This is a genomic window from Natrinema pellirubrum DSM 15624, assembly GCF_000230735.2.
In the GTDB taxonomy this organism is placed as follows: Archaea; Halobacteriota; Halobacteria; order Halobacteriales; family Natrialbaceae; genus Natrinema; species Natrinema pellirubrum.
The window spans coordinates 2249527-2275524 of record NC_019962.1 but is presented as its reverse complement, the minus strand read 5'-3'; the positions used below and the strand labels follow the sequence as shown (position 1 = coordinate 2275524).

At 63.7% G+C, this 25998-nt stretch carries 26 protein-coding genes and 2 pseudogenes; 13 read left to right on the top strand and 15 right to left on the bottom strand.

The genetic code is table 11. From position 1 onward, the window contains the following. Positions 1-28: 28 nt before the first annotated feature. Positions 29-1063 (bottom strand): disk-shape morphogenesis protein volactin, encoded by a 1035-nt coding sequence (locus NATPE_RS10965; protein ID WP_006180860.1) that lies wholly within the window; start codon positions 1061-1063, stop codon positions 29-31. 97 nt (positions 1064-1160) lie between these two features. Next, positions 1161-2081, bottom strand: coding sequence for a DUF7139 domain-containing protein (locus tag NATPE_RS10960; RefSeq protein ID WP_006180861.1), 921 nt, complete (start codon positions 2079-2081; stop codon positions 1161-1163). 191 nt (positions 2082-2272) lie between these two features. Between NATPE_RS10960 and NATPE_RS10955 the strand changes: the two genes are divergently transcribed. The 8 genes from NATPE_RS10955 (at position 2273) to NATPE_RS10920 (ending at position 11385) form a co-directional block, all read left to right on the top strand. Further along, positions 2273-2851, top strand: coding sequence for a hypothetical protein (locus NATPE_RS10955; protein WP_006180862.1), 579 nt, complete (start codon positions 2273-2275; stop codon positions 2849-2851). Positions 2852-2904: 53 nt separating this feature from the next. Then, positions 2905-3954: a diphthamide biosynthesis enzyme Dph2 gene (dph2, locus tag NATPE_RS10950; protein WP_006180863.1), complete on the top strand. Its 1050-nt coding sequence runs from the start codon at positions 2905-2907 to the stop codon at positions 3952-3954. 221 nt (positions 3955-4175) lie between these two features. After that, complete coding sequence (locus NATPE_RS22900; protein WP_015299049.1) at positions 4176-4922, top strand: DUF7344 domain-containing protein; 747 nt, start codon at positions 4176-4178, stop codon at positions 4920-4922. A gap of 140 nt (positions 4923-5062) precedes the next feature. Beyond that, positions 5063-5896 carry an MBL fold metallo-hydrolase gene (locus tag NATPE_RS10940; protein ID WP_006180864.1) on the top strand — a complete coding sequence of 278 codons (834 nt, stop codon included), beginning with the start codon at positions 5063-5065 and terminating at the stop codon, positions 5894-5896. 150 nt (positions 5897-6046) lie between these two features. Further along, the gene (locus NATPE_RS10935; protein WP_006180865.1) at positions 6047-8218 is read left to right on the top strand and encodes a hypothetical protein; all 2172 of its coding nucleotides are present in this window, start codon (positions 6047-6049) and stop codon (positions 8216-8218) included. A gap of 57 nt (positions 8219-8275) precedes the next feature. Next, the gene (locus NATPE_RS10930) at positions 8276-9202 is read left to right on the top strand and encodes a hypothetical protein (RefSeq protein ID WP_006180866.1); all 927 of its coding nucleotides are present in this window, start codon (positions 8276-8278) and stop codon (positions 9200-9202) included. 159 nt (positions 9203-9361) lie between these two features. Next, entirely contained in the window at positions 9362-10576 is a 1215-nt protein-coding gene (locus tag NATPE_RS10925; RefSeq protein WP_006180867.1) for a PQQ-binding-like beta-propeller repeat protein, read from the top strand. Then, positions 10573-11385 carry a hypothetical protein gene (locus tag NATPE_RS10920; protein WP_006180868.1) on the top strand — a complete coding sequence of 271 codons (813 nt, stop codon included), beginning with the start codon at positions 10573-10575 and terminating at the stop codon, positions 11383-11385. The genes NATPE_RS10925 and NATPE_RS10920 overlap by 4 nt, the downstream gene beginning before the upstream one ends. A gap of 95 nt (positions 11386-11480) precedes the next feature. Here the strand turns inward: NATPE_RS10920 and NATPE_RS10915 are convergent, their stop codons facing one another. From NATPE_RS10915 to NATPE_RS23055, 3 genes and pseudogenes are all read right to left on the bottom strand, one after another. Further along, positions 11481-11999 (bottom strand): hypothetical protein, encoded by a 519-nt coding sequence (locus NATPE_RS10915; RefSeq protein WP_006180869.1) that lies wholly within the window; start codon positions 11997-11999, stop codon positions 11481-11483. A 306-nt stretch (positions 12000-12305) separates the two neighbouring features. Further along, positions 12306-13373, bottom strand: a complete 1068-nt coding sequence (locus NATPE_RS10910; protein WP_049804874.1) for a tyrosine-type recombinase/integrase — start codon at positions 13371-13373, stop codon at positions 12306-12308. Then, positions 13363-13575: pseudogene (locus tag NATPE_RS23055) on the bottom strand (DUF5805 domain-containing protein); the annotation flags it as partial. The gene NATPE_RS10910 and the pseudogene NATPE_RS23055, both read right to left, overlap by 11 nt. Before the next feature lie 230 nt (positions 13576-13805). On the opposite strand from NATPE_RS23055, the gene NATPE_RS10905 reads away from it, so the two are divergent. Together NATPE_RS10905 and NATPE_RS10900 are read left to right on the top strand one after the other, a co-directional pair. Further along, positions 13806-14207 carry a DUF5805 domain-containing protein gene (locus NATPE_RS10905; protein ID WP_006180871.1) on the top strand — a complete coding sequence of 134 codons (402 nt, stop codon included), beginning with the start codon at positions 13806-13808 and terminating at the stop codon, positions 14205-14207. Then, positions 14200-15216, top strand: coding sequence for a tyrosine-type recombinase/integrase (locus tag NATPE_RS10900; RefSeq protein WP_006180872.1), 1017 nt, complete (start codon positions 14200-14202; stop codon positions 15214-15216). The genes NATPE_RS10905 and NATPE_RS10900 overlap by 8 nt, the downstream gene beginning before the upstream one ends. Here the strand turns inward: NATPE_RS10900 and NATPE_RS23370 are convergent. The 4 genes and pseudogenes from NATPE_RS23370 to NATPE_RS10885 all read right to left on the bottom strand — a co-directional run bounded on the left by NATPE_RS23370 (position 15200) and on the right by NATPE_RS10885 (position 18319). Beyond that, a complete protein-coding gene (locus NATPE_RS23370; RefSeq protein WP_241432735.1) occupies positions 15200-15751 on the bottom strand; it encodes a tyrosine-type recombinase/integrase in 552 nt (183 codons plus the stop codon). The genes NATPE_RS10900 and NATPE_RS23370 overlap by 17 nt on opposite strands. 123 nt (positions 15752-15874) lie before the next feature. Next, positions 15875-16057, bottom strand: a pseudogene (locus NATPE_RS23475) (HNH endonuclease); the annotation flags it as partial. Between the two features lie 208 nt (positions 16058-16265). Further along, entirely contained in the window at positions 16266-17834 is a 1569-nt protein-coding gene (locus tag NATPE_RS10890) for a PH domain-containing protein (RefSeq protein ID WP_006180874.1), read from the bottom strand. Beyond that, the gene (locus NATPE_RS10885) at positions 17831-18319 is read right to left on the bottom strand and encodes a PH domain-containing protein (RefSeq protein ID WP_006180875.1); all 489 of its coding nucleotides are present in this window, start codon (positions 18317-18319) and stop codon (positions 17831-17833) included. Before NATPE_RS10885 ends, NATPE_RS10890 begins: the two co-directional genes overlap by 4 nt. A gap of 266 nt (positions 18320-18585) precedes the next feature. Here NATPE_RS10885 and NATPE_RS10880 point away from each other — a divergent pair, with 266 nt between their 5' ends. Both NATPE_RS10880 and NATPE_RS10875 read left to right on the top strand, forming a co-directional pair. Then, positions 18586-18948, top strand: coding sequence for a DUF7344 domain-containing protein (locus NATPE_RS10880; protein ID WP_006180876.1), 363 nt, complete (start codon positions 18586-18588; stop codon positions 18946-18948). Further along, positions 18948-19679, top strand: a complete 732-nt coding sequence (locus tag NATPE_RS10875; RefSeq protein ID WP_006180877.1) for a DICT sensory domain-containing protein — start codon at positions 18948-18950, stop codon at positions 19677-19679. Before NATPE_RS10880 ends, NATPE_RS10875 begins: the two co-directional genes overlap by 1 nt. Positions 19680-19777: 98 nt before the next feature. Here the strand turns inward: NATPE_RS10875 and NATPE_RS10870 are convergent, their stop codons facing one another. Then, positions 19778-20011: an HVO_2901 family zinc finger protein gene (locus NATPE_RS10870; protein ID WP_006180878.1), complete on the bottom strand. Its 234-nt coding sequence runs from the start codon at positions 20009-20011 to the stop codon at positions 19778-19780. A 318-nt stretch (positions 20012-20329) separates the two neighbouring features. On the opposite strand from NATPE_RS10870, the gene NATPE_RS10865 reads away from it, so the two are divergent. Continuing rightward, complete coding sequence (locus NATPE_RS10865; RefSeq protein WP_006180879.1) at positions 20330-21406, top strand: CNNM domain-containing protein; 1077 nt, start codon at positions 20330-20332, stop codon at positions 21404-21406. Between the two features lie 19 nt (positions 21407-21425). Here the strand turns inward: NATPE_RS10865 and NATPE_RS10860 are convergent, their stop codons facing one another. The 5 genes from NATPE_RS10860 to NATPE_RS10840 form a co-directional block, all read right to left on the bottom strand. Then, positions 21426-22841 carry a class II fumarate hydratase gene (locus NATPE_RS10860; protein WP_006180880.1) on the bottom strand — a complete coding sequence of 472 codons (1416 nt, stop codon included), beginning with the start codon at positions 22839-22841 and terminating at the stop codon, positions 21426-21428. Positions 22842-22861: 20 nt separating this feature from the next. After that, entirely contained in the window at positions 22862-24433 is a 1572-nt protein-coding gene (locus NATPE_RS10855; RefSeq protein ID WP_015299047.1) for a PH domain-containing protein, read from the bottom strand. A gap of 31 nt (positions 24434-24464) precedes the next feature. Further along, positions 24465-24926: a PH domain-containing protein gene (locus NATPE_RS10850; RefSeq protein WP_006180882.1), complete on the bottom strand. Its 462-nt coding sequence runs from the start codon at positions 24924-24926 to the stop codon at positions 24465-24467. Between the two features lie 114 nt (positions 24927-25040). Next, a complete protein-coding gene (locus tag NATPE_RS10845) occupies positions 25041-25538 on the bottom strand; it encodes a universal stress protein (protein ID WP_006180883.1) in 498 nt (165 codons plus the stop codon). Between the two features lie 191 nt (positions 25539-25729). Then, entirely contained in the window at positions 25730-25987 is a 258-nt protein-coding gene (locus NATPE_RS10840; RefSeq protein ID WP_006180884.1) for a BolA family protein, read from the bottom strand. Positions 25988-25998: the final 11 nt, after the last annotated feature.

Here is a 25998-nt window from a genome sequence, read left to right as displayed (position 1 = left end):
CCGAAAAAACGGAACGTCCGAAGTGTCGCTATTCGTTCGCAGCGGCCGCTTCCGCTTCCTCGTTGCCGCCGTCGTCGTGATCGACGTCCTCGTCGGAACGGGCCGCGACCAGACCACCGCGAGCGACGCTGTACAGCGGTTCGTTCGCGTGGGTCACGCCGCTGATCGAGAACGGAATGTTCGCCTCCTCGAGGTGGTCCTTGAACAGGGCCTCGAAGCCGCTCGGGCTGGAGGTCCCGCCGGTGACGACGACGGGAACGTCGAGCCCTTCCTCGACGTCTTCCTCGTCGACTTCCTTGACGATGTTCTCGATGACGTAGTCGAGCAGGTTCTCGTAGTAAATCGAGAGTGCCCCCTCGACGCCACCGACGTCGGTCGTGAAGTCGAGTTCGAAGTCGTCTTCCTTGATCGAAGTGACCTTGTCTACGGGCGTGCCCGTCGCGCGGGCGGCCTGCTCGTCGACCCAGTCGCCACCGCGGGCCACCGAGAACTTCATGACTGGCACTGCGTAGTAGGCCAGACAGACGTTCGTCATCCCGGCACCGAACGAGATCCCGAGACCGGTGAAGTTGTTGTCCGCGAGTTCGGAGTAGATGACGGACATCCCCTCGTTGATGGGCTCGGCGTCGTAGCCCATGTCGTCGAGGAAGGATTCGATCGTCTTCTGGTGGTACAGCGTCGAGAGGTCCGAGTCGATCGGGTCCGCGGGCGTCGAGAAGTAGAGCTTCTCGTCCGGATACGCGGGCTCGCCGACGACCTGCTCGATGATGAGTTTCATCATCGGGATCGCGCTCTGCTCGTCGTTCGAGAGGATCCCGTGTTTCATCGGCCGACGGGTCTCCTTGTTGAAGATGTTCGCGAAGTTCAGGGCGTCGTCGCCGACGACGTAGACCTTGTCGTCCTTGCGAATGTGGAGGACTTCGCTTCGCGAGAGCATCTGCTCGGCCATGTCCGAGTACTCGATCTCGACGAAGGAGTTACGCTGTTGCACGAAAACCGTGTCGTTCCCATCCTGTTGTGCTGACAGGATGTTCATCGTACCGACGTCCAGGCCTTTGGCCATGTGTGGGGAAGACCACCGACGGATTATAAATCTATGTGCATTAATTCCTCTCTTTACCGGCGCCGAAGTAAGAATTAATTACTGCCGCACGGTCGCGTTAATCCCGTTTTACCAGCGAACGAACCCGATTCAGCAACCCTTCGAAGGGCTTTGTGACGCGTTCGGTGGCGCTTTCCTCGTCGGCCGTCGCGAGTTCCTCCGCGCGTTGCTGTTCGCGCAGTTCCTTGAGTTTCGCCGTCTGGTCGTCGACCGTCGAACTCGAGGTGGTCTGTTTCGTTTCGCCGCCTTTCAGCCCCTTGAGGCCGGCGACTTGCTGGTCGACGCCCGAGGAGCGGGTCGTCGTGGTCCCGGCGTCGGTGTCGATCTCGACATCGCCGAGATCGTCGCTCGAGAAGTTCAATCGCTTGTGTTCGGTCTTCTCGACACCGCCCCACGAGAGTTCGACGCCCTCCATCGCGTCGTCGATGTCCTGCTGGATCTCGTCGTCGGTCAGTTCCGGTTCATCGTCGTCGTCGGCCTCGACCGCGACGGCGTCGGCCTGCTGTGCCATATCGAGGTAGTGGGCGATCAGGGCCGCCCCGGTCGAGGCGGTGATCGCAGCCAGCCCGACGGCGTAGGTGGCGATGATCGGGACGGTGTAGTCGTTGCCGTACCCGTTCCAGTCGCCGGGGTAGGCCACGAGGAAGCCGATTATCGCTGCGATGGTCACGGCGACGCCGGCGATAGAGGCGTACTGCATCCGCCGCTCCGAGGGTAACAGGACGACGATTCCGAGCATCGTCACGGGAAGAGCCGTCATCGCGAGCGCGTACGCGGGGCCGACCCACGCGACGTAACCCGCGGTGCGGGCGTCGTAGGTGTTCCCCCACAGGAAAAGCAGCAGTCCGACGAGTGCGAGTCCGATCCCACCGAGGAACAATCCGAACCCAACGTAAACGTCGGTCCGGTCCTCCGGTTCACCGATGTATCGACGATAGAGGTCGAAGAGATAGCCGTCTGTGGCCTGTTCCGCTGCCATTAACTCCCTGTTTACGCTCCAGTACTATGACTGTTGGGACGCAAAACGAAGTCGGCAGGACCGTTATCCCGGCCGATCGGCCGACACGATCGCTCTCGAGGGCGTCCCGGTTGGATACACGTCGGCACATGTAAATAGTATTAGTTTTGTCCATAGTTTGATATCCAAGCCGACAGCAGAGAACGAGAGTAATGATTGACGCACAGCGAACCGTTCTCGTCGCGGCCACCGACCCCGACGCGGTCGCCGAGTACCGCTCGTGGCTCACGGGGGCGTACCGGGTCGAGACGACGACCGATGGGACCGACGCGCTCGCGCGACTCGAGGCCGTCGACGTGGCCCTGATCGGACGGGGTCTGCGAACGGCCGACGGAACCGTCGTCGCGCGAGCCGTCGAACGCAGAGGCGCGGGACACGCGATGGCGGTACTTCGCGGGGACGACGAGCCCGACCGCGACCGCACGGTGGCCGTCAAACTCACCGAACCGGTTTCGAACGCCACACTGTGTGAGACCGTCGATCGACTGCTGTGTCGGGTCCGCTATGACGAGCTGATCGACGAATGCGCGGCTCTCGCGGCCGGCGACGCTCCCGAGAATGCCGAGACCGACACCGACCGCGACACATTGGAAGGGGACCGTCTCGAGGAACTGCTCGGGACGGTGGACGCGTTGCTCGATGGCTTCGACGGCGAGGACTTCCGGGCCGCGTTCGGGACCTGCACGTACGGCGAGTCCACTCGAGTCGAGGGGGTCCGCGAGCGGTCGTAAGCCTGTCCACCAGAAGCGTCGGCGTTATACGTTCGTGGGCGCAAGCAGTGCTAATGAGTCAGGAGTCGGAATACACCGAGGGGGACCTCCGGAACACCGGAATGCAGCTCAAGCACGACCGGGAGTGGGACTACGAACTCGAGACGATCGTCGACGCGATCGAGGAGCGAGACGCCACGAAGGTCGGCCTGCAGTTCCCCGAGGGACTGAAACGACGAGGTCCGTCCGTCGCCGACGACCTCCGGGAACTGGCCGACGACGACGTGACGTTCATGCTCTCGGGCCAGCCCTGTTACGGTGCCTGCGACCTCGACACCTATCTGATGAAACGCACCGACGTGTTCGTTCACTTCGGCCACTCGCCGATGAAGGACACGGACAAGGTGATCTACGTGCCGCTGTTCTCGAACGTCGAGGTCACGCCGATCATGGAGGACGCGCTCGAGACCCTCGAGCCGCCCGAAGAGACCGAAGACGTCGGTCTCGTGACGACCGCCCAGCACATGAACCGCTACGAGGAGATGGCTGCCTTCCTCGAGGAGCGGGGCTACGAGGTCCACAGCCGCCGCGGCGACGACCGGCTGACCCACGAGGGACAGGTCCTGGGCTGTAACTACGCGAGCGCGGACGTCCCTGCGGATCAGGTCCTCTACGTCGGCGGCGGCAAGTTCCACCCGCTGGGGCTGGCGATGGAGTATCCCGACAAGCACGTCGTCATCGCCGACCCCGTCAACAACGTCGTCACCGTCGCCGACACGGAGAAGTTCATGAAACAGCGCTACGGCGCCGTCCACCGCGCGATGGATGCCGAGAAGTGGGGCGTCATCTTCTGTACCAAGATCGGCCAGGGCCGCTGGGAGCAGGCCCAAGAGATCCTCGAGGATAACGACGACGCCTACCTCATCACGATGGACGAGGTGACGCCGGACCGCCTGCGGAACTTCGACATGGACGCGTTCGTCAACACCGGCTGTCCGCGGATCACGACCGACGACGGGCCACAGTTCCACAAGCCGATGCTCACGCCCGGCGAGTACGAGATCGCGGTCGGCAACAAGCCCCTGGACGAACTCTCCTTCGACACGTTCCACGGCACCTGGTAACGCTTTTTCTCCTCTGTCTTCGTACAGCGTCGGCGTGTTTCAGGCTCGTCTGACAATATTGTGTGATAGACATTCGTTTTGCTATCCCCGAAAGAGTTCGCTACGTACAGCCCTACATAGCAGTATCTGGTGGAATGTAAAGCAAAGTGGCCATAATGGGGGACTGATTCCAAATCTGTTTGGAAGCACCCTTTTGCCCGTTAGTCCCCGACCAGTAGTCGATGAGTAACTCAGCCTCGATCGGATCCGCGGCCGCCGATCACACCGATCGTTTCGCCGCCCTCGCCGACGCTCGTCGACGAACGCTCCTCCGGCTCGTCCACGAGCGATCGCCGGACGGGATCGGGAAAGACGATCTTGCGGCCGAGTTCGCGGCGGTAACAGCGGATACACGCCGCCACGACGTCTCGGCGGACCACCAGCAGCGGGCGCTCGTCGAACTCCACCACAAGCTGCTCCCGCGGCTGACGGACGCGGGACTGCTCGAGACGGACGACGACGTCGTTCGGGTCCCCGACGAGCAACCGCTGGACGACACCGTGTTCGCGGAAGCGCTCTCGGGCTCGAACCGCGACCTCGAGGCGACCACCCTCGACGCCCTCTTCGAGGCTCTCGCCGACGAACGCAGGCGACGAATCCTCGCGGTACTCGGCAGTCGAGACCAACCCACCACGACGGCGGCGATCGCTCGAGCCGTGGCGGCCGCGGAGGCCGACGCAGTCGGGCACGAGGTAACACAGGACCGCGTCGACGAGGTCCGCGCCGCCCTCGTTCACGTCCACCTGCCGCTGTTGCACGAGGCCACGCTGATCGGCTACGACGACGAGTCGGGTCGGGTCTCCTACGAGGGCCATCCGCGCGTTCGCACCGAGTGGATTCGATCCACCGACGGGGCGCCGGCGATCGAGACCGCGAGTACCGACGCCGATGCGGCGCCGGACGCCCGCCGCTCGCCGTTCCCGCTCTAACCGTGTCCGATCACGTCCGCCGATACCCCGCCCGTCCGTCTCTCTAACTGTGTCTCGCGCTCGTTGAACCCGATCCGATAGCGGACGCTCCATCGGCCGAGACGACAACACTTACCGGGTCGCTGTCCGCATCCTCGAGTATGATCGAAAGCGACTGGGACGACTGGCTCGTTCGCGACGTCGCGGACGCAACCCCCGACGGCGTGGCGATCTGGTATCTCGGCTGTAACGGCTTCGTTCTGAAAGGCAGCGAGGGAACGACGGTCTTCATCGACCCCTACCTCGGCCTGGGCGATCCGCCGCGGACGATCCGGATGATTCCGGTCCCGTTCGACCCCGCGGACGTCGCGGCCGCTGACGCCGTCCTCGCGACCCACGAACACACCGACCACGTCCACGGACCGAGCCAGGCCCCGATCCTCGAGACCACGGGCGCGACCTTCTACGGACCCGACGACAGCGTCGCCGTCGCTCGCGAGGAGGAGGCCTGGACGGACGAGTGGGACGTTTCGGACGAGCAACTGACCGAGGTCGCCGAGGGCGACACGCTCGAGATCGGCGAGTTCACCGTCCACGTCGAGGTGGCAAACGACCCCGACGCGACCCACCCCGTGAGCTACGTGATCGACCACGACGCGGGCACCTTCTTCCACGGCGGCGATACGAAACCGACCGACGAGTTCGAACGGGTCGGCGACGAGTACGAGATCGATCTCGCGGCGCTCGCCTTCGGCACCGTCGGGCAGATCCCCGACAAGCAGACCCGCGAGCCGAAACGGACCCGCTGGTACAACGACGAGAACCAACTCATCGAATGCGCCGCCGCCATCGACGCCGACCGACTGCTCCCCAGCCACTGGGACATGTGGAAGGGGCTGACCGCCGACCCGACGACGCTGCACCACCACGCCCGAAGCTTCGACTCCCCGCGGGACCTCGAGATCGTCGAGATCGGCGATCGCGTCGACCTCTGAGACGGTTTGCCGTAACGATGTCCCGGTGTGACCACAGGCCGTATCGCGGTCGCACTGGAAGCGACTGACAGCAGACCGTATGAGCCGGCGGAACCGGCCGCCGGACCGTCCGCACGTTTTATAATAATGGTATGGTAACGTTGGTCCCATATGAGTAGCACCGCCGATACGGACGACGTGATCGAGGTCAGTGCCGATGGGGTAACCGTCCGGAAGACGTTCGCAGCGGACGAGTTCCCCGTCCCCGCGATCCGGTTCGAGATCGAATCGGACCGCGACGAGCCGGTCACGTTCCAACTCTCCGAGGACATCCCCGAATCGTTCCCGATGGACAAGGTCGGGTTCCATCCCGACTACCACAGCGACGAGTGGACCGCCTATCAGGACCACCACGTCGAGTTCACGGCCACCCTCGAGCCCGACGAGACGCTCCTGACTGTCTACGGTATCCAACTCGAGGACGAGAGTCGCGCGACGGCGTTTCTCGGGGAGCCCGCGATCGCCGATCTCAGCGCCCGCGACGACGCCGCCGACACGGCCGACGAGGTCGACGACGAAGTCATCGGCAACATCGTCTCGGAGGACCGCAATCAGGCCGTCAAGGACATGATCTCCGGCGACTCCGACTCGGTACCGGGACTCGAGGACGAAGAGGAGAACGTGGCCGACGAGACGACCACAACGGCCGCCGAAACCGACGCCGAATCCGCCGACGCCGAGGCGGAGGACGACGAGTCGGCGGGGCTAGACCTCGACCTCGAGAACGTCGATCCCGAGCCGGAGACGGCCGATACGGACGATGACGAGGAGACGGAGGAAACGCCGGATATCGATCTCGGCTTCGACGACGAGGAGATCCCCGAGCCCGACGAGGACACGGCTGCTGACGACGATGCCGGCCTTTCGATCGGGGCCGACGAGGGCGGGATCGAGTTAGGGACCGACGAGGACCTCGAGATCGACAGCGAGGCGGACGAAGACGATGCGGCGGCGGACGGATCGGACGAGCCCAGCGTCGATCTCGATCTCGGCGACGAGGCCGACGACTCGAGCCCTGCGGCCGACACCGCGACCGAAGCGGCTGCCGAAGCCGACGACAAGACGGCAGCCGACGACGACGCCGCGATCGAACTCGACATCGACGACGATGCCGACGAAGGCGATGCTGACGATGTGGCCGAGGAAGACGATGCCGGCGACGCGCCCGAAATCGATCTGGCGGCGGACGATGCTGCCCCGTCCGAGTCCGACGCTGCGACCGAGGCCGACGAGACGGCGGGTGACGACGTCGACGAAGCCACGGCGGCAGAGGAATCCGACGACGCGATCGAGGCATCGGCGGAAGCCGACGCGGAACCGGACTCCGACGCGGCCGATGACGAATCCGTTGCTGAGTCCGACGCTGAAACCACTGCCGACAGTGACCTCGAGGCGGACACGGATGAGGAACCCGACGGCGAAGCGACCGACGACACCGATCTCGAGGCGGAGTCCCAGCCGGAGCCCGAGACACAGCCGGCCACCGAATCCGAGCCCGAGGGCGACGCCGACTCGACAGCCGACGAGACCGGTGTGACGGCCGGGATCGAAGACGAGCCACCGGTCGAGGACGCCGCCGCGACGGCCGACGCCGCCCCGAATCCGGCACCGGAGTTCACCGGCTCCGTCGCCACCCGGCTCGCGACCGAGATCCGCGAGGGCACCGTCGACGACGACGATCTCGAGGCGATCCGTACCGAACTCGACGTCGAGCCCACGGGTGCCGAGATCGCGAAAGTCGATCACCTCCAGTCCCGTGTCGAGGAAGTGGCCGCCTACACCGACGCCCTCGAGACGTTCCTCGAGGAGAACGGGACGGGGGCACAGCTCATCGAGGACCTCCAGTCCGATCTCGAAGCGCTGGAAGCCGAGATCGAGTCCGTCGACGACCGACTCGAGGGGACCACCTCGCGGGTCGACGAGGTCGCTGCAGATGTCGACGATCTCAGCGACTGGAACGGCGATCTCCAGTCCGAGGTAAACGCCGTCGACGACGACGTCGAGGACCTCGAGGCCGACCTCGCGGACGTGGAAGCCGAGATCGAGTCCGTCGACGACGAGGTCGAGACGGTTGCGGACGGTCTCGAAGCCGTGGAGGACGACGTGGACTCCATCGAAGACGATGTCGACGAGGTCGAGGATGACGTGGAGTCCGTCGAAGACGACGTCGAGGATCTCGAGGACGATATCGAGGACCTCGCGGACGACGTCGAGACGGTGCGTGCGGACGTGACCGACATTCAGGAGTGGCGCGACCAGCTCGGGTCGATGTTCTCGGACTGACGGCGTCTCGCCTCGGAAACACAACTCGTTTATCCGTCGCCGGTCGACAGTCGCTCGATGGGCGAGACGATACCGATCGCTGTGCCGCGAAAGGGACGACCGCTCGAGTCGGTACTGGATCGACTGGCCGACCGGCTCGACGTTCCCGACCTCGCGGACGATATCACGTCGACGCTTCGCCACGAAAAGGCGCTCACGAAGGGGACGATCGACCCCGACGAGGAGGACGTTTACCATCGTCTCGCCGCCTACAGCACCGTCGACGATCCGACCGCGCCCGAATACACGCTCTTGCGTGACGACCGTGCCGGCAAGCCCCGTCGGATCGTCTTCGATAGCGTCACGATCCCGCTTTCCCACGTCGAGAGCGCACCCGACGGCGCGGCGATCCAACTCGTGGGTCGCGAGGAACCGTTCCGGTCGCTCCGGACTCACGAGTTCGCCCTCGGGTTCGACAGTGCCGATCTGGTTCTCGAGGAGGTCGTCGAACTCCGAGCGGAGCCGCTGAACCGGATCGCCGACATCAACGCCCGGATCAACCCCGCGGATACCGACGTGCAGGTCGTCACCGGAATGGGCGATACCGTCTATCACACGCTGCTGGCGACGCCCGATGTCGCACCCTCTTCCGGCTCGCTCGATCGGGACTTCCTCGAGGCGTACGAAGGACCCCTCTGTATCGAACCGCGATACGAACGGCTCGTCCAGGCAGTGCTTGGAACCCGAGCGCTCGAGGGCATCGAGTTTCGCTACCCCGAGGAGGGTCGCGAAGAGGAGGCAGCGATCGCGGAGACGGGCCTCGGTGTCTACCTGACCGTGACCGGCTCGACCGCACGCGATCACGGCCTCCTGCTCGGCGAGCAACTGTTCCCCAGCGAAACCGTGTTGCTGGAAAACACCGCCGAGACGACCGAGACGGTCGCGTTCGTCCGCTCGTTGTTGAACGGAAAGGATCTCGAGACCGAACTCGCTGTCGGTCAGTAGCGTCCGGGGAGGTGCCGCTCGGCCGCCTCGTTCAGCATCGGTCCAAGCGAACCGTCTCGCGTTCGGCGTGGGGTCGAGCAAAGCGATAGATCCGTTCCGCCGGTCTTTTCGAACGGATACCGTCAAGAATTATACACGCCCCGCCGAAGGGTCGTCGTAATGGTCCCCTCTAGACGCCGGGTTCTCGAAGCGGTCGGACTCACGGTCGCCGGTTCGATCGTCGCGTTCGGTACCAGCGGCAGGGAGTCCGATTCGGCGGCCACTGTCGAGTGGCCGATGAACCGGTACGACTCCGCCGGAACCGGACACAATCCCGCTGCAGTCGGACCGAAAGACGGTGTCGAGGTCGGTTGGGAACACGACACGACCGACTGGTTTCGCGGGACGGCCCCGCCGATTCGTCGGGACGATACGATCTACGCCGCGGGGAACGGCCTGCTCGCGCTGGACGCCGACACGGGAGCCCGGCGGTTCGGCGAGCCCGGTCCGTATCAGTCGAGTCTCGCCCGTGCCCGAACGTCGGTCTACGACACCGATACGCTCGCAGTGACCGCACCCTCCGGCGTCTTCGGGATGAACGCCGGAGGTGGCCTGGACGTTCCGTTGCTGAATCGATCGGTCGGCACCGAGCGATGGGCGGGGCCGCAGTCGCCCGGTCCTGGCTTCTTCGGCCCCGCCGATCCGGCAACCCCGGTCGCCGCCGACGGGACGATCTACACCCCGATCCCCGGAACGAATTCGATCGCGGCGCTCGATCCGGACGACGGCCGAGTTCTGTGGCGCAACACTCATCACGAGGACGACAAGGTGAGCGCCGCGTTCAACAGGCCCGCCGTGATGGATGGGCTCGTCTTCGTGACGAACTGGCCCTGGCAGGTGACCGCTTACGACGCCGAAACGGGAGCAACGCGCTGGCAGCGAAAACTCGACGAACAAACGGTTCTCGCACCCGTAGCGACCGATTCGGGAATCGTCGTCCCAACTCGCAACGATATCCGGTTGCTCGACGCGACCAGCGGGGATCGCCTGTGGAAGCGGACCCACGACGGAAACATCACCGAGAGCGTACCGGCGGTGGCCGACGAGACCGTCTTCTTCGCCGACGAACAGGGGTCGATGCACGCATACGACCTCGAGACGGGGGAGCCGTTGTGGACAGCACCGTTCGACGGGAAGACATCGCCGGTCGTAGCTGACGGCGTCGTGTACGCGGTCCAGTCGGGGTTTTCGCTGGTCGCCATCGACGCCGCCTCCGGCGAGCAGCGGTTCGAGTACCAGCCGTCGCAAGTTCCGCTTTCGACCCCGATCGTCGGTGACGGCGTTCTCTACGCTGCCAATCGGAAGCGGGTCATCGCCTTGGAGGAAGCGACATGACTGTCGAACCGGGCGACGATCCGACCGCCGACCCCTCGGCGTCGACGAAACCACCCGGACTACGGGCCGGAGCCATCTTGCGAGCAACGATTGTCCGCATCCGCCGCGATCCGGTACTCGTCGTCCCGTACGCGGTCGCCGGCGTACTCGTCGCGCTCGCCGACTTGCTCCGTCAGTGGGACCCCCTTCCGGCAACGACGCCGGACTCGCTCGGACAGATGATCAGCGTCCAGTATTCGATCATCCCGCAAGGAACCCCCCGAACGATCAGACGTATTGGTGCGTTCATCGACTTCCAGTTGCCGTATCTCGTCGGCGCTGTCGCCCTCGAATTGCTCGTCGTACTGGCGCTCGGTATCGCCGGCTGGGTGACGATTACGCGCGCTCTGAACGCTGAACGGCGTCTCGATTCGCTCGCTCGGTATCTCGGACTCCTCTTGGTGATCTCGCTTCTCCCACAGCTGTTCGGGTCTCCATCCCTCGAGATCGGGAGTCTTCCCCTCGGTGCGCTAGCGATCGTCGTCGCTGCCCTCGTCGGAATCCACCTCTTTCTCTTCCCCGGCTTTTTGGTGGTCGGCCAGTCGCTCGCGACAGCGCTCGGCAAGAGCGTACGGGAACCTCGAGGTCGTCGATGGCCCGTCCTCCTGCTCATCGTCCTGTTCGGATTCACGTCCTGGGCGCTCGCACAGGTCCCGGTTGCGGGCGGATTCCTGAGTACCGCTGTCGTCGCACCCGTGCAAGCCGTCTCGATCGCCGTTCTGATCGGTAACGCGGGGAACGCGGCAACGGCCAGTCGACACGGCGAGTAAGCTATCAGGTGGGCTTCGTACACACTGCGGCCGTTCGAGGCGTGCAGTTCGATTCGTTCTCCAGCGACGAACCCGGACACTCTCGGCCGATTCGATCAGGGAAGCAACAAGCCGATGTTGGATGCGCAGGTCGAGGAGCCGGCGGCACCGTCTTCCTCGAGCGTCAGACTGTGTTCCTGTTGTCGCCGAGTACAGCTTTTGATGGTCGTCTGGACGTGCGTCTCGTTATCGTCGAGGTCTTCGACGAGGTAGACCGTGACGTTGCCCGGCGTCCATCCGTCGACGGTCGTCGTCACCTCGTCACCCGGCTCGACGGTGATTTGCTGCGTCGGAATGCCGTCGTCGACCAGCGTCGCGTTTCGGAACCCCTCTGGCCAGACTAACTGGGAGAGCATCGTGAGCCGTCGCTCGCCGTCCTCGGTAGTGACTGCGAAGTTCATGAGCAACGCCGTCTCTCTGTTCTCGGCAGTGTAGGCGGTCACTCGATACGTCGTATTGTCATCGTTCTCGACCGTCAGCGTCGGCGGTGCGTCGATCATCGCACCGCCGACCACGGAGAGTCCACTGAGGAGGACCAGGCCGGCAAGGAGGGCAATCGTCCGTCGGCGGGCCATACCAGTCGTCGTGTTAGCGAGGGTGAAATAATCACCTCATTTTCGGCCGGGGTGACTCGAGCGTCGGAAACGGCTACTGAAGCAATGAGACGATCCCTTCTCGTGACCAAACCGCGGGACACGATGGTCCCACCGAGGGTGGCAAATCAGTATAGCGATATACGATATACATGACTGGTTCGAACCAGGCTATTTGAGTACTACAGTAGTTGTTATTCGACTTAGAGTCCCGATCAAGTCAAGACTTGTAACGCCGAAATGCCGATATCCAGCGATATGAGCGACTAAAACGGATTTGCCGATCACTCATACGCCGGCACTCGACTCTCGACCAGTGACGGAATAGATACTGTCGAGATACGTCTCGCGGACTCGATCGCCCCAGTTGTGGGTGTAGGTGTCGATCACGTCGCCAGCGACGTCGCCCCGGAGATACTGGACGATCCCGCGATCGCCGGTTCGGTCCCGCAGATGGGTGGTGAAGAAATGCCGGAAGTAGTGTGGCGTCACGTTCTCCTCGGTCCCGCCGCCGGTTCGGTACCAGCCCCGTTCTCGAGCGTGTTTCTCGACGATATAGCGGACGTCCGACGGCGTGAGCCGCTGGCCCCAGGAATCGCGAGTGTCGAGAAAGAGCAGTCGCGCCGGCGAGACTGCGTCCGGTCGGATCGCCAGCCACTCACACAGGACCCGGCGAAGTTCCTCGTCGACGGGGACGACCGTCTCGCGCTTTCGCTTGTTCGAGGCCGTCCGCTCCTCGCCGTTGACTGTGGTGCCGCGGGCCGGCTCCGACGACACGAACAGCGACGCCGGCCGCTGCTCGAGGCCGACCCGCGGGGTCCACTCGAGGTCGACTGGGGGCGTCTCGAGGTGGAGATCCCGCAGATCGAGGTTACACAGTTCGCCGACCCGCATCCCGGTCTTCAAGAGGGTGACGACGACGGCCCGCTCGAGCGGGTGGGCGATCCCGTCGACGAACGACCGCATTTCGGCGATCGAAATGTCCCGCCGCGTGGGGTTCGTCTCGATCGACTCGGACAACTCCTCCATGACCAGTGCCATCGGGTTGTCGTCGAAGACACCGACGCGGGTCATGTACTCGTAAAACCGGTTGAGATAGGAGGCGTAGGTCGCGATCGTACTGGATTCGAACTCGCCGCGCAGCGAGTGAATCCAGGCCATACACTCCCGACGCCCCGCCGCGCCGGTCGCATCGGTATCGAACCGCTCGAGGAGAAAGGACTCGAACCGGCGCAACACCCGGTCGTAGGCCTCGAGGGTGCGCTCGCTCTTGCCGTGGTACCGTTGGTCGTCGAGGAAGTACGCGATGGGGTCGGTCACGTCCTCGGGGGCCTCGGCGGTCGGTTCAGTCGCCATCGCCATCACCGTCGACGACCGTGTATCCGCCGTGGCGACCGCTGTATCGAATCCGGTTGGCCGCCTGTAACTCCTCGAGGGTCTCGTCCAGTCGCGACTCGATGTCGTCGGCGACCGCCTCGAGGAGTTCGTCTCAGGAGTACGTGTCGGATTCCAGTAATTCGAGGACCTGTGTTTCGAGGGCGTTACCCCCAGGGTCAGAGCTGAGAAACATGGTTGTGGTTCCGATGACTTTGCTGCTGACCACTGGAGTCGATCCGACCCTCGGTAAATATTATTTGTGTATCTATTACTATTCACTGTCCGAGAGTAGTCCCATATAGACAACTAATCTCGAGAGGGCGGCGCTTTGACGGTAGCAGACACACAAATAAATATCCTTATTTGTGAATATAGGATAGATTGAAGTGACAGCGATTCGATCTCGAGCGTATGGCAGACGACGATCGAACTGCAGTGAAAACGTACGTTCCACGATACCAAAAGGAGGAATGGGCCGACCACGCTGACGAACTCGACATGAGTCAAAGTGAATTCGTCCGGACGATGGTGCAAGCGGGTCGGCGCGATTTCGATATTCCGTCGCTGAATGGTATCGATACCGAGACGGAAGCAGGGGACCGTACCCGAACACAGACGGATACCGACGATCTGCAGGAACGAATCCTCGAAGCGATCGAACGGGAAGCCGTCCTCGACTGGGACGAGTTAGTAGATGAACTGATCGACGATATCGAGAACGAAGTCGATACTGCATTAGGCGAACTTCAGGACGAAAACCTCATCCGGTACAGCGGACGGGATGGCGGTTACGTTCGGGCTACCAATGACTGACGGATCCGAACCGATCGAGTATTTCCTCGAGGATATCGAACACCACGGTCGTAACGAGCGGACCGCCGCAGCCTATCGGCGCGTCCTCTTCGAATTCGATGAGTTTCTCGACGAGCGGTTCGGCAAAGCACCGGCTGAGGCGAGCTACAGGGACTGTATGGCCTTCACACACGAACTGCGTTCGGAATATGCCGAAAGCACCGTTGCAAGCTATGCGTCGTACCTGAACCGGTTCTACAGCTATCTAGTACGGGTTGGACGACACGATGAGAACCCGATGGAGCTTGTACTAGAGGAGATGTCCGAATCGATCGAATCGAACCCCTCCCGTCGGGACGTTTCACTCGAAGAGATGCGTAATTTCGTCGCAACCGTTCGCCATCCGCTGCATCGAGCGGTCATACTGACGATGCTAAAAACGGGGATCCGATCCGGCGAACTCTGTAACATCGATCTGATCGATTTGCATCTCAACCACGAGGCGAGATCATGGAATCCACGGGCACAGATCAGTGATGAATCGAATTCACTGTATATCTCCGCTGAACACACGTACGCTCAAGAATCCGGAGGAATAATCCGGAAAGCATCAAATAAGCGTAAACGAGAAACGATCATTCCGATCGACTCCGAACTCGAAACTGCGCTGGTTCGATGGCTCGCTATCCGACCGGAAGCGATGTCTCGAAGTGAACCGCTGTTCGTCGGAACCGTCGAACGATGGGGCAAGCGGCTCACGATCGATACGGTCCATCATATCGTCGAACAGTATACAAGGGACTACGGCTGGTTCCGTACCGGTGGTGGGGCAGCAGAAAACGTGACACCGCATTATTTCCGGCACTTCTTCACCACTCATCTGCGGGACCGGACCGGTGACCGTGGGATAGTTAAATATCTACGCGGGGACGTTGCGAGTGACATAATCGACACCTACACCCACAACTGGGGGGATCGGGTTCGCGAAACGTATCTCGATCGAATTTATTCGCTCACGGACCATCGCTGAATAGTCGAAAGATAGACGCCCGGTAATCGTTCTCGAGAGTGGAAAGATCGATCTCCGAACGATCAAGTCGACCGAGAATGTAGTCACGATGCTGTGGTCGGCCCTGAAAGCGCTCTTCGAAGAAATACCGCAACGCAACTGGAGTGAAGTTCTCCAGTTGGTCATTTTGAGAATAGCAGCCGTTTTCTCGCCCTATTTTCTCGAATATATACCGGACAGTCGAGGGTTGGATTCGATTTCCCCAGTTCCCTTTCGTCTCGAGAAAGAGGGCGTCCGTCTGGTCGGGGTCAGGACGGATCGCGATCCAGCGTCGGAGAAGTACTTCTAATTCGGTATCGATCGGAACCACTGTTTCATGGCTCCGTTCTCGCCGGTTATTGTACGGAATATCTCCACCATACCGAACTCGGATCCCCGGACCAGCAAACGGAGTGGTGATGCCTGAATCGCTGGCAAAGTCTATATCGCCCATATCGACGTTGCAGAGTTCGCCAATACCAATTCCGGTTTTCGAGATCGTTGCGACGACTGCCATAGAAAGTGGATGTGAGATAGTTCGGCAAAGGTCGGACAGTTCATCGGTGGAAAACACCCTCCGAGTCGGCGAACGAGTTTTTCCAGTCGCGGTAGTATTTTGCTGGTGACCGTGGGCTGCGCGATGACACTCCCTACAGAGTGTAACGAGGTTCTGTAATCGATTCGTACCCCGGTCACTAATCGGGACCACATGGTGGACAACTAAATTACTCTCATCACTGCAGTTTCTACAGGTCCAGTTATCGCGCTCCAATACCTGCTCACGGATCTCGAACCATTCGTTCCCGTGAAGGCGCTCTCCCATGATTTATTTATCTTTCCCCTTCATTTATGTTTTTAGATATGGGTACGTAACGGTACTGCTGGTAATTAGGCAAGCCCACAACAATTATTCAAATAGAATAAACTGAATACCGCGATACAAACCTAGCAAAGTGGTCCAAGTGGAATATCGATTTCCAACGCCTACGCTATCAGATATCGCAACTCACCACACTCTGTTTTCAGACGCTTCAGCTGTCTTCGTCGCTCGAGTCCCCGTCGTCGGCCTCTCGGAACCACTGGCCGACCGTCCGCTGGCGTTTGCGTTCCCGCAGTCGTTCCTGGAGTCGTTCCTCGAGGTCGGCCTGTAGCTCGAGGCCCCGTTGGTCGTCGATGTCGTGGGCGGTCGCGGCCCGGCCGAGCAACGAGGCTGAACTCGCGGTGTCGGCGGTGACGCTGGCGAGGTTCCGCCGGCGCTGGAAGATCGTCGCCTGGTGGAGGACGGCCTGTACTCGGTAGTAGGGGACGACCTTGGTGGTGCGCCGCCAGAAGCCGGTTCGTGTGAGGAAATATCGGTCGTCGACCTGGTAGCCCCGGCTGGTCCACTTCAGGTGTGCGGCGGGCGGGACGAGGACGGCGAGGGCGGCCAGCAGGTACCACCGGCCGAGGACTCCCGTGTACCGCGCCACCAGCGCCGCAATCGCGACGACGGCGGCGACGACGAGCAGGTACCGGATCGCGTACCGCTCGCGCGCACGGCGGGGCGGCGACTCGAGGTCGACCGGGCCGAAAGGTTCGATCGCGCGTGCGAGTTCGTTCACCCGGTCGGCATCGGCAAGCGGGATCGCGGACTCGGTGCCCCGGGAGTCGGACTGACCGGGCGCGTAGCCGGCCGTCTCGACGCTGAGGGCGGCATACCCGAACCAGCGGAACGGAATCGACTTTGAAATCGTCAGCGCCTGGACCTTCTCGAGCGGGATCGTCCCGCTGTAGCGCTGCAAGAGTCCGCGCTCGTAGTAGAGTTCGTCGTCGGCGCGGGTGAGCCGGAACCCGTAGTATCGGGTGAACGTCAGCACCGCGCTGACGACCCAGGCGGCGAGCAGGAACAGGAGGAGGCCCCACACGAGGACGAGCGGACCCGTTTCGGGGCCCGGAAGCCAGCCGATGCGATCCCCGGGTATCAGCGTCGCGGGATCGAACCCGCTGGCAAAAGACAGCGCGATACCGCCGAGCAGACTCGCCCCGGGGTCGATGGTGAAGACGCTCAGAATCACGAGTTCCCGCGGGCGAATCTCGAACAGGAGTTCTTCGTCGGCAGGGCCGGAGTCGGCCGCTGTGGGGAGTTCGCCCGCCTCGAGGCCGTCATCGGCCGGTTTGCCCCCGCTCGCGCCACGCCGGAGCTGTCGCCTGAGCCGATGGGCCTCGTCCTCCGAGACGTACTCGAGGCTGACTTCGGTCTGACCGCCGCCGGCGGTCTCGATGTGGACGGCGGCGATGCCGAGGACGCGACCGAGGACGTTCTGTCTGATGTCGACGTTCTGGATCCGACCGAGCGGGAGTTCGCGGTCCCGACGCGCGAGGACGCCGGAGGTGACGTCGAACGTATCGTCGGTCAGGTCGTACCGGAACCGCTGGTAGTAGGCGAACTCGTAGACGATGCCGACGACGATCCCGACCGCGACGAGACCGAACACCGACAGGAGATCGATCCCGTTCCCGCCGGGCGAGACGACGACTCCCACGACGAAAAACAGGAAGCCAGTGTTGAGACTCCGCGACAGCGAGCGGACGGCGATCGACGCGGGATGCAGCGATCTCATACGGCGTCTTCACCCTCGCTCTCGATCGCGAGACCCCGAAGCGACTCCTGAAGCGATTCCGCACGGGCCGGCGTCAGCCCGGGGATCGCGACGTCCGAACTCCGGGAGCCGGCCGTGTAGACCACGACCGTCGCGAGCCCGGTCGTCCGCTCGAGCGGCGAGCGCCGGGAGTCGACGTGCTGGACCCGGACGTAGGGGACGACGGTTCTGACGCGTGTAAAGACGCCGCGCTCGATGTAGAGGTCGTCGTCCCGGAGTTCGAACCGCCAGACACCGTAGCGAAGCCAGGCGACGACGACCCGGAGGACAGCGAGGACGACGGCGATCGCGACGGCGGCCGGCACGAGGACGTCCGGCGCGCCCGCCCAGAGATCGGTCCGGGTGACCCCGATCGCGGCACCGACGACGATCCCACCGAAGATCGCGGCCCGAACCAGCGCAAGGGCCAGCCAGACGACCCGCACTCGCGGCGTGAGCCGTTCCATACCTATCCTGAGGGGACGACCCGATTAAAACATGGGAAAGCGGCGGTGAGTTTGCAACGACCGAGAGCGTCGGCGAGAGGACGACGCTGTCGCTGCCCGAAGTGCAGTTCGGCATCGCCGCGACGCGTACGTTCTCTTCCTCGAGGCCATAGTCGGGAACGGAACTGCAACGGAGATCGTCCGCACGGGCGAGGAGATCGGGCCCGAGTAACGGGGCTCACGAGGGATAAGTATATGACCGACGTTAACATAGATCACATAGAACGATGGGTGGCGACCGTGCCGAACTCGATCCGTTTGCGCTCAGTTCGGCGGTCGACGACCGACCGGTCGATGACGTGTTCCGGCTGCTTGCGTCCCCGACCGCTCGAGCGACGATCGTCTACTGCCACCAGCAGCCATCGCCAGCGGTCGAGGAACTCGCGGACGTGATCGCCGGCGTGGCCGCCAGCGCCGACGGGACGATCGCGTCGCCGGCCGATCGCGACCGGATCAGGATCCAGTTGTACCACGAGACGCTACCGCGGCTCGAGGACATGGGCCTGCTCGCGTTCGACAGGGAGTCCGGCGACGTCACCGAGACGTCGATCCCGGAGTCGATCCTCGACTGTCTCCGGGCCGTCGAGTGATGACGATGCGGTCGCTCCGAGACGCCTTCGAGGCGGTGAATCAACGGTACAAGACCCTCGAGATCTACACCGACGACGAGTCGGTCGTGACGGCGCTCCGTCGCGGGTTCGAGACGCGAACCGCCGAGGTGACACATCGCCCGCTGGGGCTACTCGACGGGACCGGCTTCGTGATCGTCCGGGACGCCGAGGGCGCGTTTCGGGGCGCGCTGGGGCTCGAGGGGTTCGAGGCGATCCTCTCGCCGACGGACCATCCGCCGTGGGAGTTGGCCGACGCCGGGCCCGATCCCGCTTACCTGTTCGACTTCCTCGAGAACACGCTGTTTGCGTCCGCGACCCGCGACCAGTTGCTCGCGACCTCCCGCGAGATCGAAGAGCGGGCGTGGCGGGTCGGTGCCGGCCGGCTGTACGCTGGCTTCCAGCGGCCGGCGGCGTTGCGGGCCCAGACGGGGGTCTACGAGCGGTTCGGTGCCCGCGATTCGATCGACGTGACGGTGTTTCTGGCGGGGGAGTGGTCGACGCCGCTCGAGGGCGTCTCGGTCGTCACCGGCTCCGGCGGGGAACTCGGCGCGTTCTGGTTCGTCGTCTTCGACGGCGGCGAGGACGGCAGGCACTGCGGTGCCCTGGTCGCCGAAGAACGCGACCCCGGCGAGTACGCCGGCTTCTGGACGTTCGAACCGTCGATCGTTCGCGAACTGATCGACTACCTCGAAACGAGCTACGACGCGTAGGGGCGAGAGGGGAGAGCAACTGCGAAGAACAAGGGTGACGTATCGGGGGCAGAGTCCGTGGTCGCCCCCGCCGTCAGTAGACGAGACGTGAGTCGGTATCAGTGGGTCGCGGCTCGGACGTCGTCGACGCGATAGAGGTCCTCTTGTAGTCCGTCGCCGTCACAGTCCTCGTTAGGGCACTCGTAGTGCCAGCCGTCCTGGGTCGCCGACCCCTCCTGGAATCGCTCCCCGCATACCTCACAGAGGAGCTGGCCATCTTCGCACGTATCCCGGTGTAACTCGAGGGCAAGCTCGGTCTGGAACGACTGATTACAGTTTCGACAGGTGTGCATATTTTTCCTGATGCGAGCCTCCGCAAAAACTGCTTGGGTTCTTTTATTCCGGCGGAGACGGCCCTGATTCGGCCTCTCTATCCCGATTTGGGGTCGACTGGTCGGGAAGAAAGAACGGTCGGAATCCGTGTTTACTCGGCATCGAGTGTTCCGGTCGCTGGTAGCTCGACGCGGGGAACAGTGTGGACCGACGGCTCACTCGCGTCCCGGCTGGTAACCGATCACGAGGGGCGGGATCGCCCTCGAACCGGCCTCGTGGTAGGACGGGACGGTGATTCTCCCCGACGGATTTGTGTCCGGCGATCCAACACTGCGGTGATGAACTCGTTCGTCATCGGTGGGCGACTGTTCGCAGGCGTCTTGCTCATCCTGGCCAACGCCTTCTTCGTCGCCATCGAGTTCGGACTGACTCGAGCGAGACAGTTCACGGAGGAGGAGTTCGTCGGTGACGACCCCAAACTCGAGCGGGCGTGGGCGATGACCGACGACCTCGAACTCTATCTCACCACGTGTCAGGTCGGGATTACTGCCTCGAGTATCGCGGTCGGGATCGTCGCCGAACCCGCGCTAGCTGCGATCTTCGAGCCGCTGTTCGAGAACACGGTACTGGCGACGGTCGGCAGCGGGGCGATCCTCGCCTTCCTCATCATCAACCTCGTCCACCTGACCCACGGCGAACAGACGCCGACGTATCTCGGCGTCGAGCGCTCGCGGATGGTCTGTCGGTACGGCGCGACGCCGCTGTACTGGTTTTATCGCATCATCTCGCCGGTCATCTCGATCGGCGACGGGATCGCGAAGCTGACGCTCAAACTCTTCGGCATCGAGATGACAGGTGCGTGGCTCGAGACCGAGGAGGACGTCATCGAGTCCCGCGCCGACCTGCGAAACCGGCTGGGCTCGATCCTGCAGGAGGGCGATCTCTCCGAGGAACGTCGCGAGGAGGTGATGAACGCGCTCCGGATCGGCGAGCAGTCGATCGGCGAACTGCTCGTGCCCCCCGAGGAGATCGTCGTGCTGTCGACCGAAGACGAACCCGAGGAGAACTTCCGAAAGATGGAGGAGCGACCGCAGACGCGGTATCCCCTAGTCGGTGAGGAACTGACCGACTTCCGTGGGATCGTCTACACGCCGGTTTTCGTCAGACACCGCGAGGAACTGGCCGACGGCACCGTCGACTTCGAGGAGCTTGCAGCGCCGCCGATGACGCTCTCGCCCGACGCGGACGTCAGCGACGCGGTCGACCAGTTTCAGGCCGAGAATCAGGAACTCGCTCTAGTCATCGAAGACGGCGAGGTCGTCGGCCTCGTGACCGTGACCGACCTGCTCGAGGCGGTGATGGGCGACATCGAAGACCCCCTCGATCAGGGCCACCTCGAGCCGGTCGATCACTGACCGAAAGCGTACTGTCGGTTCAGTCGTCCTGCCCGAGAATACCGCGCTCGGCCATCTTGCGTGGGTCGAGGACTTCGTCGGCTTCCTCCTCGTCGAGATACCCCTTCTCGAGGACCACTTCTCGAACGGTCTTGTCCTCCTTGAGCGCGGTCTTGGCGACCTCGCTTGCCTTGTCGTAGCCGATGTGGACGTTCAGCGAGGTTGCCATCGCCATCGACTGCTCGACGCGCTCTTCGCAGTACTCTTCGTTGGCCTCGAGTTCGCGGACGAACCGCTCGCCGAAGACCTGGCTCGCGTTCGAGATGAGTTCCGCCGACTCGAGGAAGTTGTGGGCCAGCACGGGCTTGTAGAGGTTCAGATCGATCTGGCCCTCGGCCGCGCCGGCGGAGACGGCGGCGTCGTTGCCGACGACCTGCTTGTGGACCTGGTTGACGGCCTCGGCGACGACCGGGTTGATCTTGCCGGGCATGATCGAGGAGCCTGGCTGGTTCTCCGGCTGTTCGATCTCGCCGAGTCCGTTACGGGGACCCGACGCGAGCAGGCGGAGGTCGTTTGCGATCTTGTTCAGCGAGCCGGCGACGGTCCGGAGCGCGCCGTGGGCCTCGCTCATCGCGTCGTGGGCGGCCTGGGCCTCGAAGTGGTTGTCGGCCTCGCGGAACTGGACGCCGGTCTCTTTCGTGATGTACTCGGCCGCGCGGCCGGGGAACTCCTCGTGCGTGTTGAGCCCGGTCCCGGTCGCGGTCCCGCCGAGGGCCAGTTCGCCGAGGTGGTCTCGGACCTGGTCGACGCGGGCCAGCCCCTTCTCGACCTGCGTGCGGTAGCCCGAAAACTCCTGACCGAGCGTGACCGGCGTCGCGTCCTGCAGGTGCGTGCGGCCGGTCTTGATCACGTCGTCGAACTCCTCCTCTTTCTCCTCGAGCGCTTCACGAAGCGTGTCCAGTGCCGGAATGACGTCTTTCTCCACTGCCTCGAGCGAGGCGACGTGCATCGCGGTCGGGATGACGTCGTTGCTCGACTGGCCGTAGTTGACGTGGTCGTTGGGGTGGACGACGCGGTCGCCGATCTCCGAGCCCATGATCTCGGCGGCGCGGTTGGCGATGACCTCGTTGGCGTTCATGTTCGAGGACGTGCCGGAACCGGTCTGGAAGATGTCGACCGGGAACTGGTCGTCGTGTTCGCCGGCGATGACCTCGTCGGCGGCCTTGATGATCGCCTCGGCGACGTCGTCGTCGACGAGCCCGAGGTCGCGGTTGGCCTGTGCGGCGGCCTTCTTGACGACGCCGAGCCCGCGGACGAACCGCCGGCTGAAGGTGATCCCCGAGATGGGGAAGTTCTGGATCGCACGTTGGGTCTGTGCCCCCCAGTAGGCGTCCGCGGGCACCTGCATCTCGCCGAGACTGTCCTCCTCGATTCGGTAATCGTCTCCGTCTGCCATACGCGAGGGGTCGGCTCGAGTCACGTAAAATCCACCGAAAGGCCGAGGTCGTCCGTGCGGGCGCGCTCGCGTAGCGCCGACTGGAGCCGTTCCCGGCCGGTGTCGTGGATCTCGCGGGCCGTCTCGAGGTCGATGTCATAGATCGTCGGCGACCCCCACGAGAAGGTGCGCGAACTGGCGGTATCGACGGCCAGCGACGCGAGCCCGAGCCGACGCTGGAAGACCGAGCGCCGGGTCGAGACCGTCTGAATCCGGTAGTAGGGGATCACGGTCGTCTGGCGGTTCCAGAACCCGCTCCGGATCACGAGGTGGTCCGCACCCACGAAGTAGCCAAGATTGACGTATTTCAGGTGTGCGGCGGGCGGGACAGCAACGAAGACGACGGCGGTGAGATACCAGCGGTCGAACGTCGAGACCCGTGAGAGACCGATCGCGGCGGCGACGATCACGGCCGCGACGATCGAATACCGAACGAAGTATCGGCGACGAGCCAGCCGCGGCGGACTCCGGAAATCGGGTGTCTCGACGCCGGTGAGGGTCTCGGCGAAGCGGTAGACGCGGTCGGTCCCGGCAAGCGGGACGGCCGACTGATTACTGCTCCCGCTGTCGGGGCCGTACCCCGCCGTTTCGACCCGGAGACCGGCGTAGCCGACCAGTCGCTGGAGCGGATTCTCGGTGACCGAAACCGACTGGACCTTCTCGACGGGGATCGAGCCGCTGTAGCGCTGGACCAACCCGCGCTCGTAGACGAAGTCTTCGCCCGCGTGGCCGAGGCGGAACCCGTAGTAGTTCGCGACCGTATAGATCGCGCTCGAGACGTAGGTGAACACCGACCACTGGACGGCGGTGACCGCGGCCAACATCAAAAGCGGGCCGACCGCCGCGCCCTCGAGCGTGTCCGGCCCGCCGAAGGGACGAGCGGCGTCGATGACGAACGCGGGCACGAGCCCCGATCCGGAGTCGGCACCGCCGAGGAAGACGAGTATCGCGATCGGAAAGACGGCCGCACCCCACCGGAACGAGGTCACCGCGTAGAGCAGGAGGTCCCGGACCTCGAGGTCGAATAACAGCGTCGGTGCGCCACCGCCTGATGAGTGGTTTTCGCGCGTTCGTTCGGACGGGGTCGGCTCGTCCGATGCCGACCGATCGGGGTCGGGGTCGGAGTCGGCGGTCGACTCCCCCGTGGCGGCCGTCAGCCGGCGGATTTCCGACCGGAGCCGCTCCGCCTCGTCCTCGCTGACGAACCGGAGCGTCGCTTCGGTGTCGCCGCCGCCGGCGGTCTCGATCGAGACGACGGCGAGGCCGAACAGTCGCTGGAAGAGGCCCTGGGAGCTATCGACGTTCTGGATCCGCCGGTAGGGGATCTCACGGGAGCGGCGCGCGAACACACCCGAGGAGACGTCGAACGTACTCGCGGTGACTTCGTACGTGTATCGGTAGTAGTACGCGATGCCGTAGCCGACGCCGGCGACGAGACCGATCGGGACCAACGCCAGTAGCGGTCCGATATCGATATCGAGAACGCTGGGGCCCAGCCCCACGAGCAGGACCGGGACCGAGAAGCCGGTTGCTCCGTGCTGGAGCGCCAGCATCACGGCGCTGAGGGGATGTAGTCGGTTCGTTTCAGACGGCATCGTCGCCCTCACTCTCGATAGCCAGTTCGCGGAGGGTCTCCTGTAGGCTGCGGGCCCGGTCCGGCGTCAGGCCCGGAATCCGAACGTCGGCGTTCCGGGAGCCGGCGGTATAGACCACGACGCTCGAGAGGCCGAGTGCCCGCTCGACGGGACCGAACTGGGTGTCAACGTGCTGGACGCGGACGAACGGAACGGCGGTCTCGACGAACGTGACGACGCCGCGCTCGAGGTAGAGGGCATCGTCCTGCAGTTCGAACCGCCAGACCTGGTAGAGGCGGACGGCGTAGCCGACGGCGAGAACCAGTGCAACGGCGACGACGGCCGCGATCGCGAGCGGCGGGACGGTAACTCGCCACTGATCGAGGGCGACGAGGGCGACGGCGAGGACGACCGCCGCGATCGCGCCGCGGGCGATCCAGATAAGCCTGATGCGGGGATGAAGCGTCTCCATATGATGGAAGCGTCACCGAGATGAAATAAATCCACGGGTCAACGGGCGTGACCGGCAGGCGGTCGAATCGACGGACGCCGGCGCGGGGATGGAAGCGGCGGAGACGCGGAACGGTCAGTCGTCGGGGACCGTCAGCACTGGAACGGACGAGGCCCGACGGACGCGGTCGGTGACGCTGGTCGGCGAGAGATAGCGTCGGAGGCCGGTCCGGGTCGGTTCGCCGATCACAACGAGATCGATGTCGTTGTGGGCAGCGTAGCGGGCGATCTCCTCGGCCGGATCGCCGTATCGAAGCCGTTTCGAGACCGTGACATCGGTGCCGACGGACACGTCCTCGACCGCCTCGAGCGCCGTCTCGGCGCTGTCTTCCCGCCGCTCGACAAGCATGTCCCAGCCGTCGACGGACGCGGTCATGCGGACGATCGACAGCGCGTCGACTCGAGCGCCGTGTCGGGCGGCCTCCGCGATCGCGACCCGCCCGACCGCAGCGGGCGTCTCGCCGTCGACCGCGACGAGGACGCGACCGAACCCCGCCTCGGTCGGCGCTTCGCCCGCGAGGTCCGGTTCGTCGATCGTGACCGATTCGTCCGTTTCGCCCATCGTCGATGCCATACCCCACGATAACCGGCGTGGAACGATATAATTGTCCAGAAAATAATTCGTCCCCGACCGATGTTTTCAATCCGCGTTTCCGGATCGGCCCGTGCAGTCGTTTCACGGAGTGAAAGCCGTCGGCTTCGACTGCGTGCCTGCAGCGAGCCCGTTCGAGGCCGTGTCGAACGACGGCACAGGCGTCGGTCGCTCTATTCGCCCTCGAGGTCGTCGTACTCCTCCGGGGTGTACGTCGACAGTTCGAGGGCGTGGATGTCGGTGGTCATGTGATCGCCCAGCGCGTCGTAGACCTCCTGATGTTGCTGGACGAGCGGGAGCCCGTCGAAGACCGGCGAGACGACCGTCGCGGCGAGGTGGTCCTCGTCGCCCTCGTCTCGTGCGTGTGTGACCGTGGCGTCGGCGTCCTCGAGGTTCGATTCGATGACGTCCTCGACGGCTGCTGGCTTCATAGGAGAGGGTT

What these genes read in the sequence shown, in the direction of transcription:
- NATPE_RS10940 (WP_006180864.1), top strand. Translation starts at nt 5,063, where the DNA reads ATGATCGAAAGCGACTGGGACGACTGGCTCGTTCGCGACGTCGCGGAC.
- NATPE_RS10965 (WP_006180860.1), bottom strand. Translation starts at nt 1,063, where the DNA reads ATGGCCAAAGGCCTGGACGTCGGTACGATGAACATCCTGTCAGCACAA.
- NATPE_RS10850 (WP_006180882.1), bottom strand. Translation starts at nt 24,926, where the DNA reads ATGGAGACGCTTCATCCCCGCATCAGGCTTATCTGGATCGCCCGCGGC.
- NATPE_RS10855 (WP_015299047.1), bottom strand. Translation starts at nt 24,433, where the DNA reads ATGCTGGCGCTCCAGCACGGAGCAACCGGCTTCTCGGTCCCGGTCCTG.
- NATPE_RS23370 (WP_241432735.1), bottom strand. Translation starts at nt 15,751, where the DNA reads ATGGCAGTCGTCGCAACGATCTCGAAAACCGGAATTGGTATTGGCGAA.
- dph2 (WP_006180863.1), top strand. Translation starts at nt 2,905, where the DNA reads ATGAGTCAGGAGTCGGAATACACCGAGGGGGACCTCCGGAACACCGGA.
- NATPE_RS10910 (WP_049804874.1), bottom strand. Translation starts at nt 13,373, where the DNA reads ATGGCGACTGAACCGACCGCCGAGGCCCCCGAGGACGTGACCGACCCC.
- NATPE_RS10960 (WP_006180861.1), bottom strand. Translation starts at nt 2,081, where the DNA reads ATGGCAGCGGAACAGGCCACAGACGGCTATCTCTTCGACCTCTATCGT.
- NATPE_RS10920 (WP_006180868.1), top strand. Translation starts at nt 10,573, where the DNA reads ATGACTGTCGAACCGGGCGACGATCCGACCGCCGACCCCTCGGCGTCG.
- NATPE_RS10905 (WP_006180871.1), top strand. Translation starts at nt 13,806, where the DNA reads ATGGCAGACGACGATCGAACTGCAGTGAAAACGTACGTTCCACGATAC.
- NATPE_RS10875 (WP_006180877.1), top strand. Translation starts at nt 18,948, where the DNA reads ATGACGATGCGGTCGCTCCGAGACGCCTTCGAGGCGGTGAATCAACGG.
- NATPE_RS10890 (WP_006180874.1), bottom strand. Translation starts at nt 17,834, where the DNA reads ATGAGATCGCTGCATCCCGCGTCGATCGCCGTCCGCTCGCTGTCGCGG.
- NATPE_RS10900 (WP_006180872.1), top strand. Translation starts at nt 14,200, where the DNA reads ATGACTGACGGATCCGAACCGATCGAGTATTTCCTCGAGGATATCGAA.
- NATPE_RS22900 (WP_015299049.1), top strand. Translation starts at nt 4,176, where the DNA reads ATGAGTAACTCAGCCTCGATCGGATCCGCGGCCGCCGATCACACCGAT.
- NATPE_RS10845 (WP_006180883.1), bottom strand. Translation starts at nt 25,538, where the DNA reads ATGGCATCGACGATGGGCGAAACGGACGAATCGGTCACGATCGACGAA.
- NATPE_RS10930 (WP_006180866.1), top strand. Translation starts at nt 8,276, where the DNA reads ATGGGCGAGACGATACCGATCGCTGTGCCGCGAAAGGGACGACCGCTC.
- NATPE_RS10935 (WP_006180865.1), top strand. Translation starts at nt 6,047, where the DNA reads ATGAGTAGCACCGCCGATACGGACGACGTGATCGAGGTCAGTGCCGAT.
- NATPE_RS10915 (WP_006180869.1), bottom strand. Translation starts at nt 11,999, where the DNA reads ATGGCCCGCCGACGGACGATTGCCCTCCTTGCCGGCCTGGTCCTCCTC.
- NATPE_RS10955 (WP_006180862.1), top strand. Translation starts at nt 2,273, where the DNA reads ATGATTGACGCACAGCGAACCGTTCTCGTCGCGGCCACCGACCCCGAC.
- NATPE_RS10880 (WP_006180876.1), top strand. Translation starts at nt 18,586, where the DNA reads ATGGGTGGCGACCGTGCCGAACTCGATCCGTTTGCGCTCAGTTCGGCG.
- NATPE_RS10885 (WP_006180875.1), bottom strand. Translation starts at nt 18,319, where the DNA reads ATGGAACGGCTCACGCCGCGAGTGCGGGTCGTCTGGCTGGCCCTTGCG.
- NATPE_RS10865 (WP_006180879.1), top strand. Translation starts at nt 20,330, where the DNA reads ATGAACTCGTTCGTCATCGGTGGGCGACTGTTCGCAGGCGTCTTGCTC.
- NATPE_RS10840 (WP_006180884.1), bottom strand. Translation starts at nt 25,987, where the DNA reads ATGAAGCCAGCAGCCGTCGAGGACGTCATCGAATCGAACCTCGAGGAC.
- NATPE_RS10860 (WP_006180880.1), bottom strand. Translation starts at nt 22,841, where the DNA reads ATGGCAGACGGAGACGATTACCGAATCGAGGAGGACAGTCTCGGCGAG.
- NATPE_RS10870 (WP_006180878.1), bottom strand. Translation starts at nt 20,011, where the DNA reads ATGCACACCTGTCGAAACTGTAATCAGTCGTTCCAGACCGAGCTTGCC.
- NATPE_RS10925 (WP_006180867.1), top strand. Translation starts at nt 9,362, where the DNA reads ATGGTCCCCTCTAGACGCCGGGTTCTCGAAGCGGTCGGACTCACGGTC.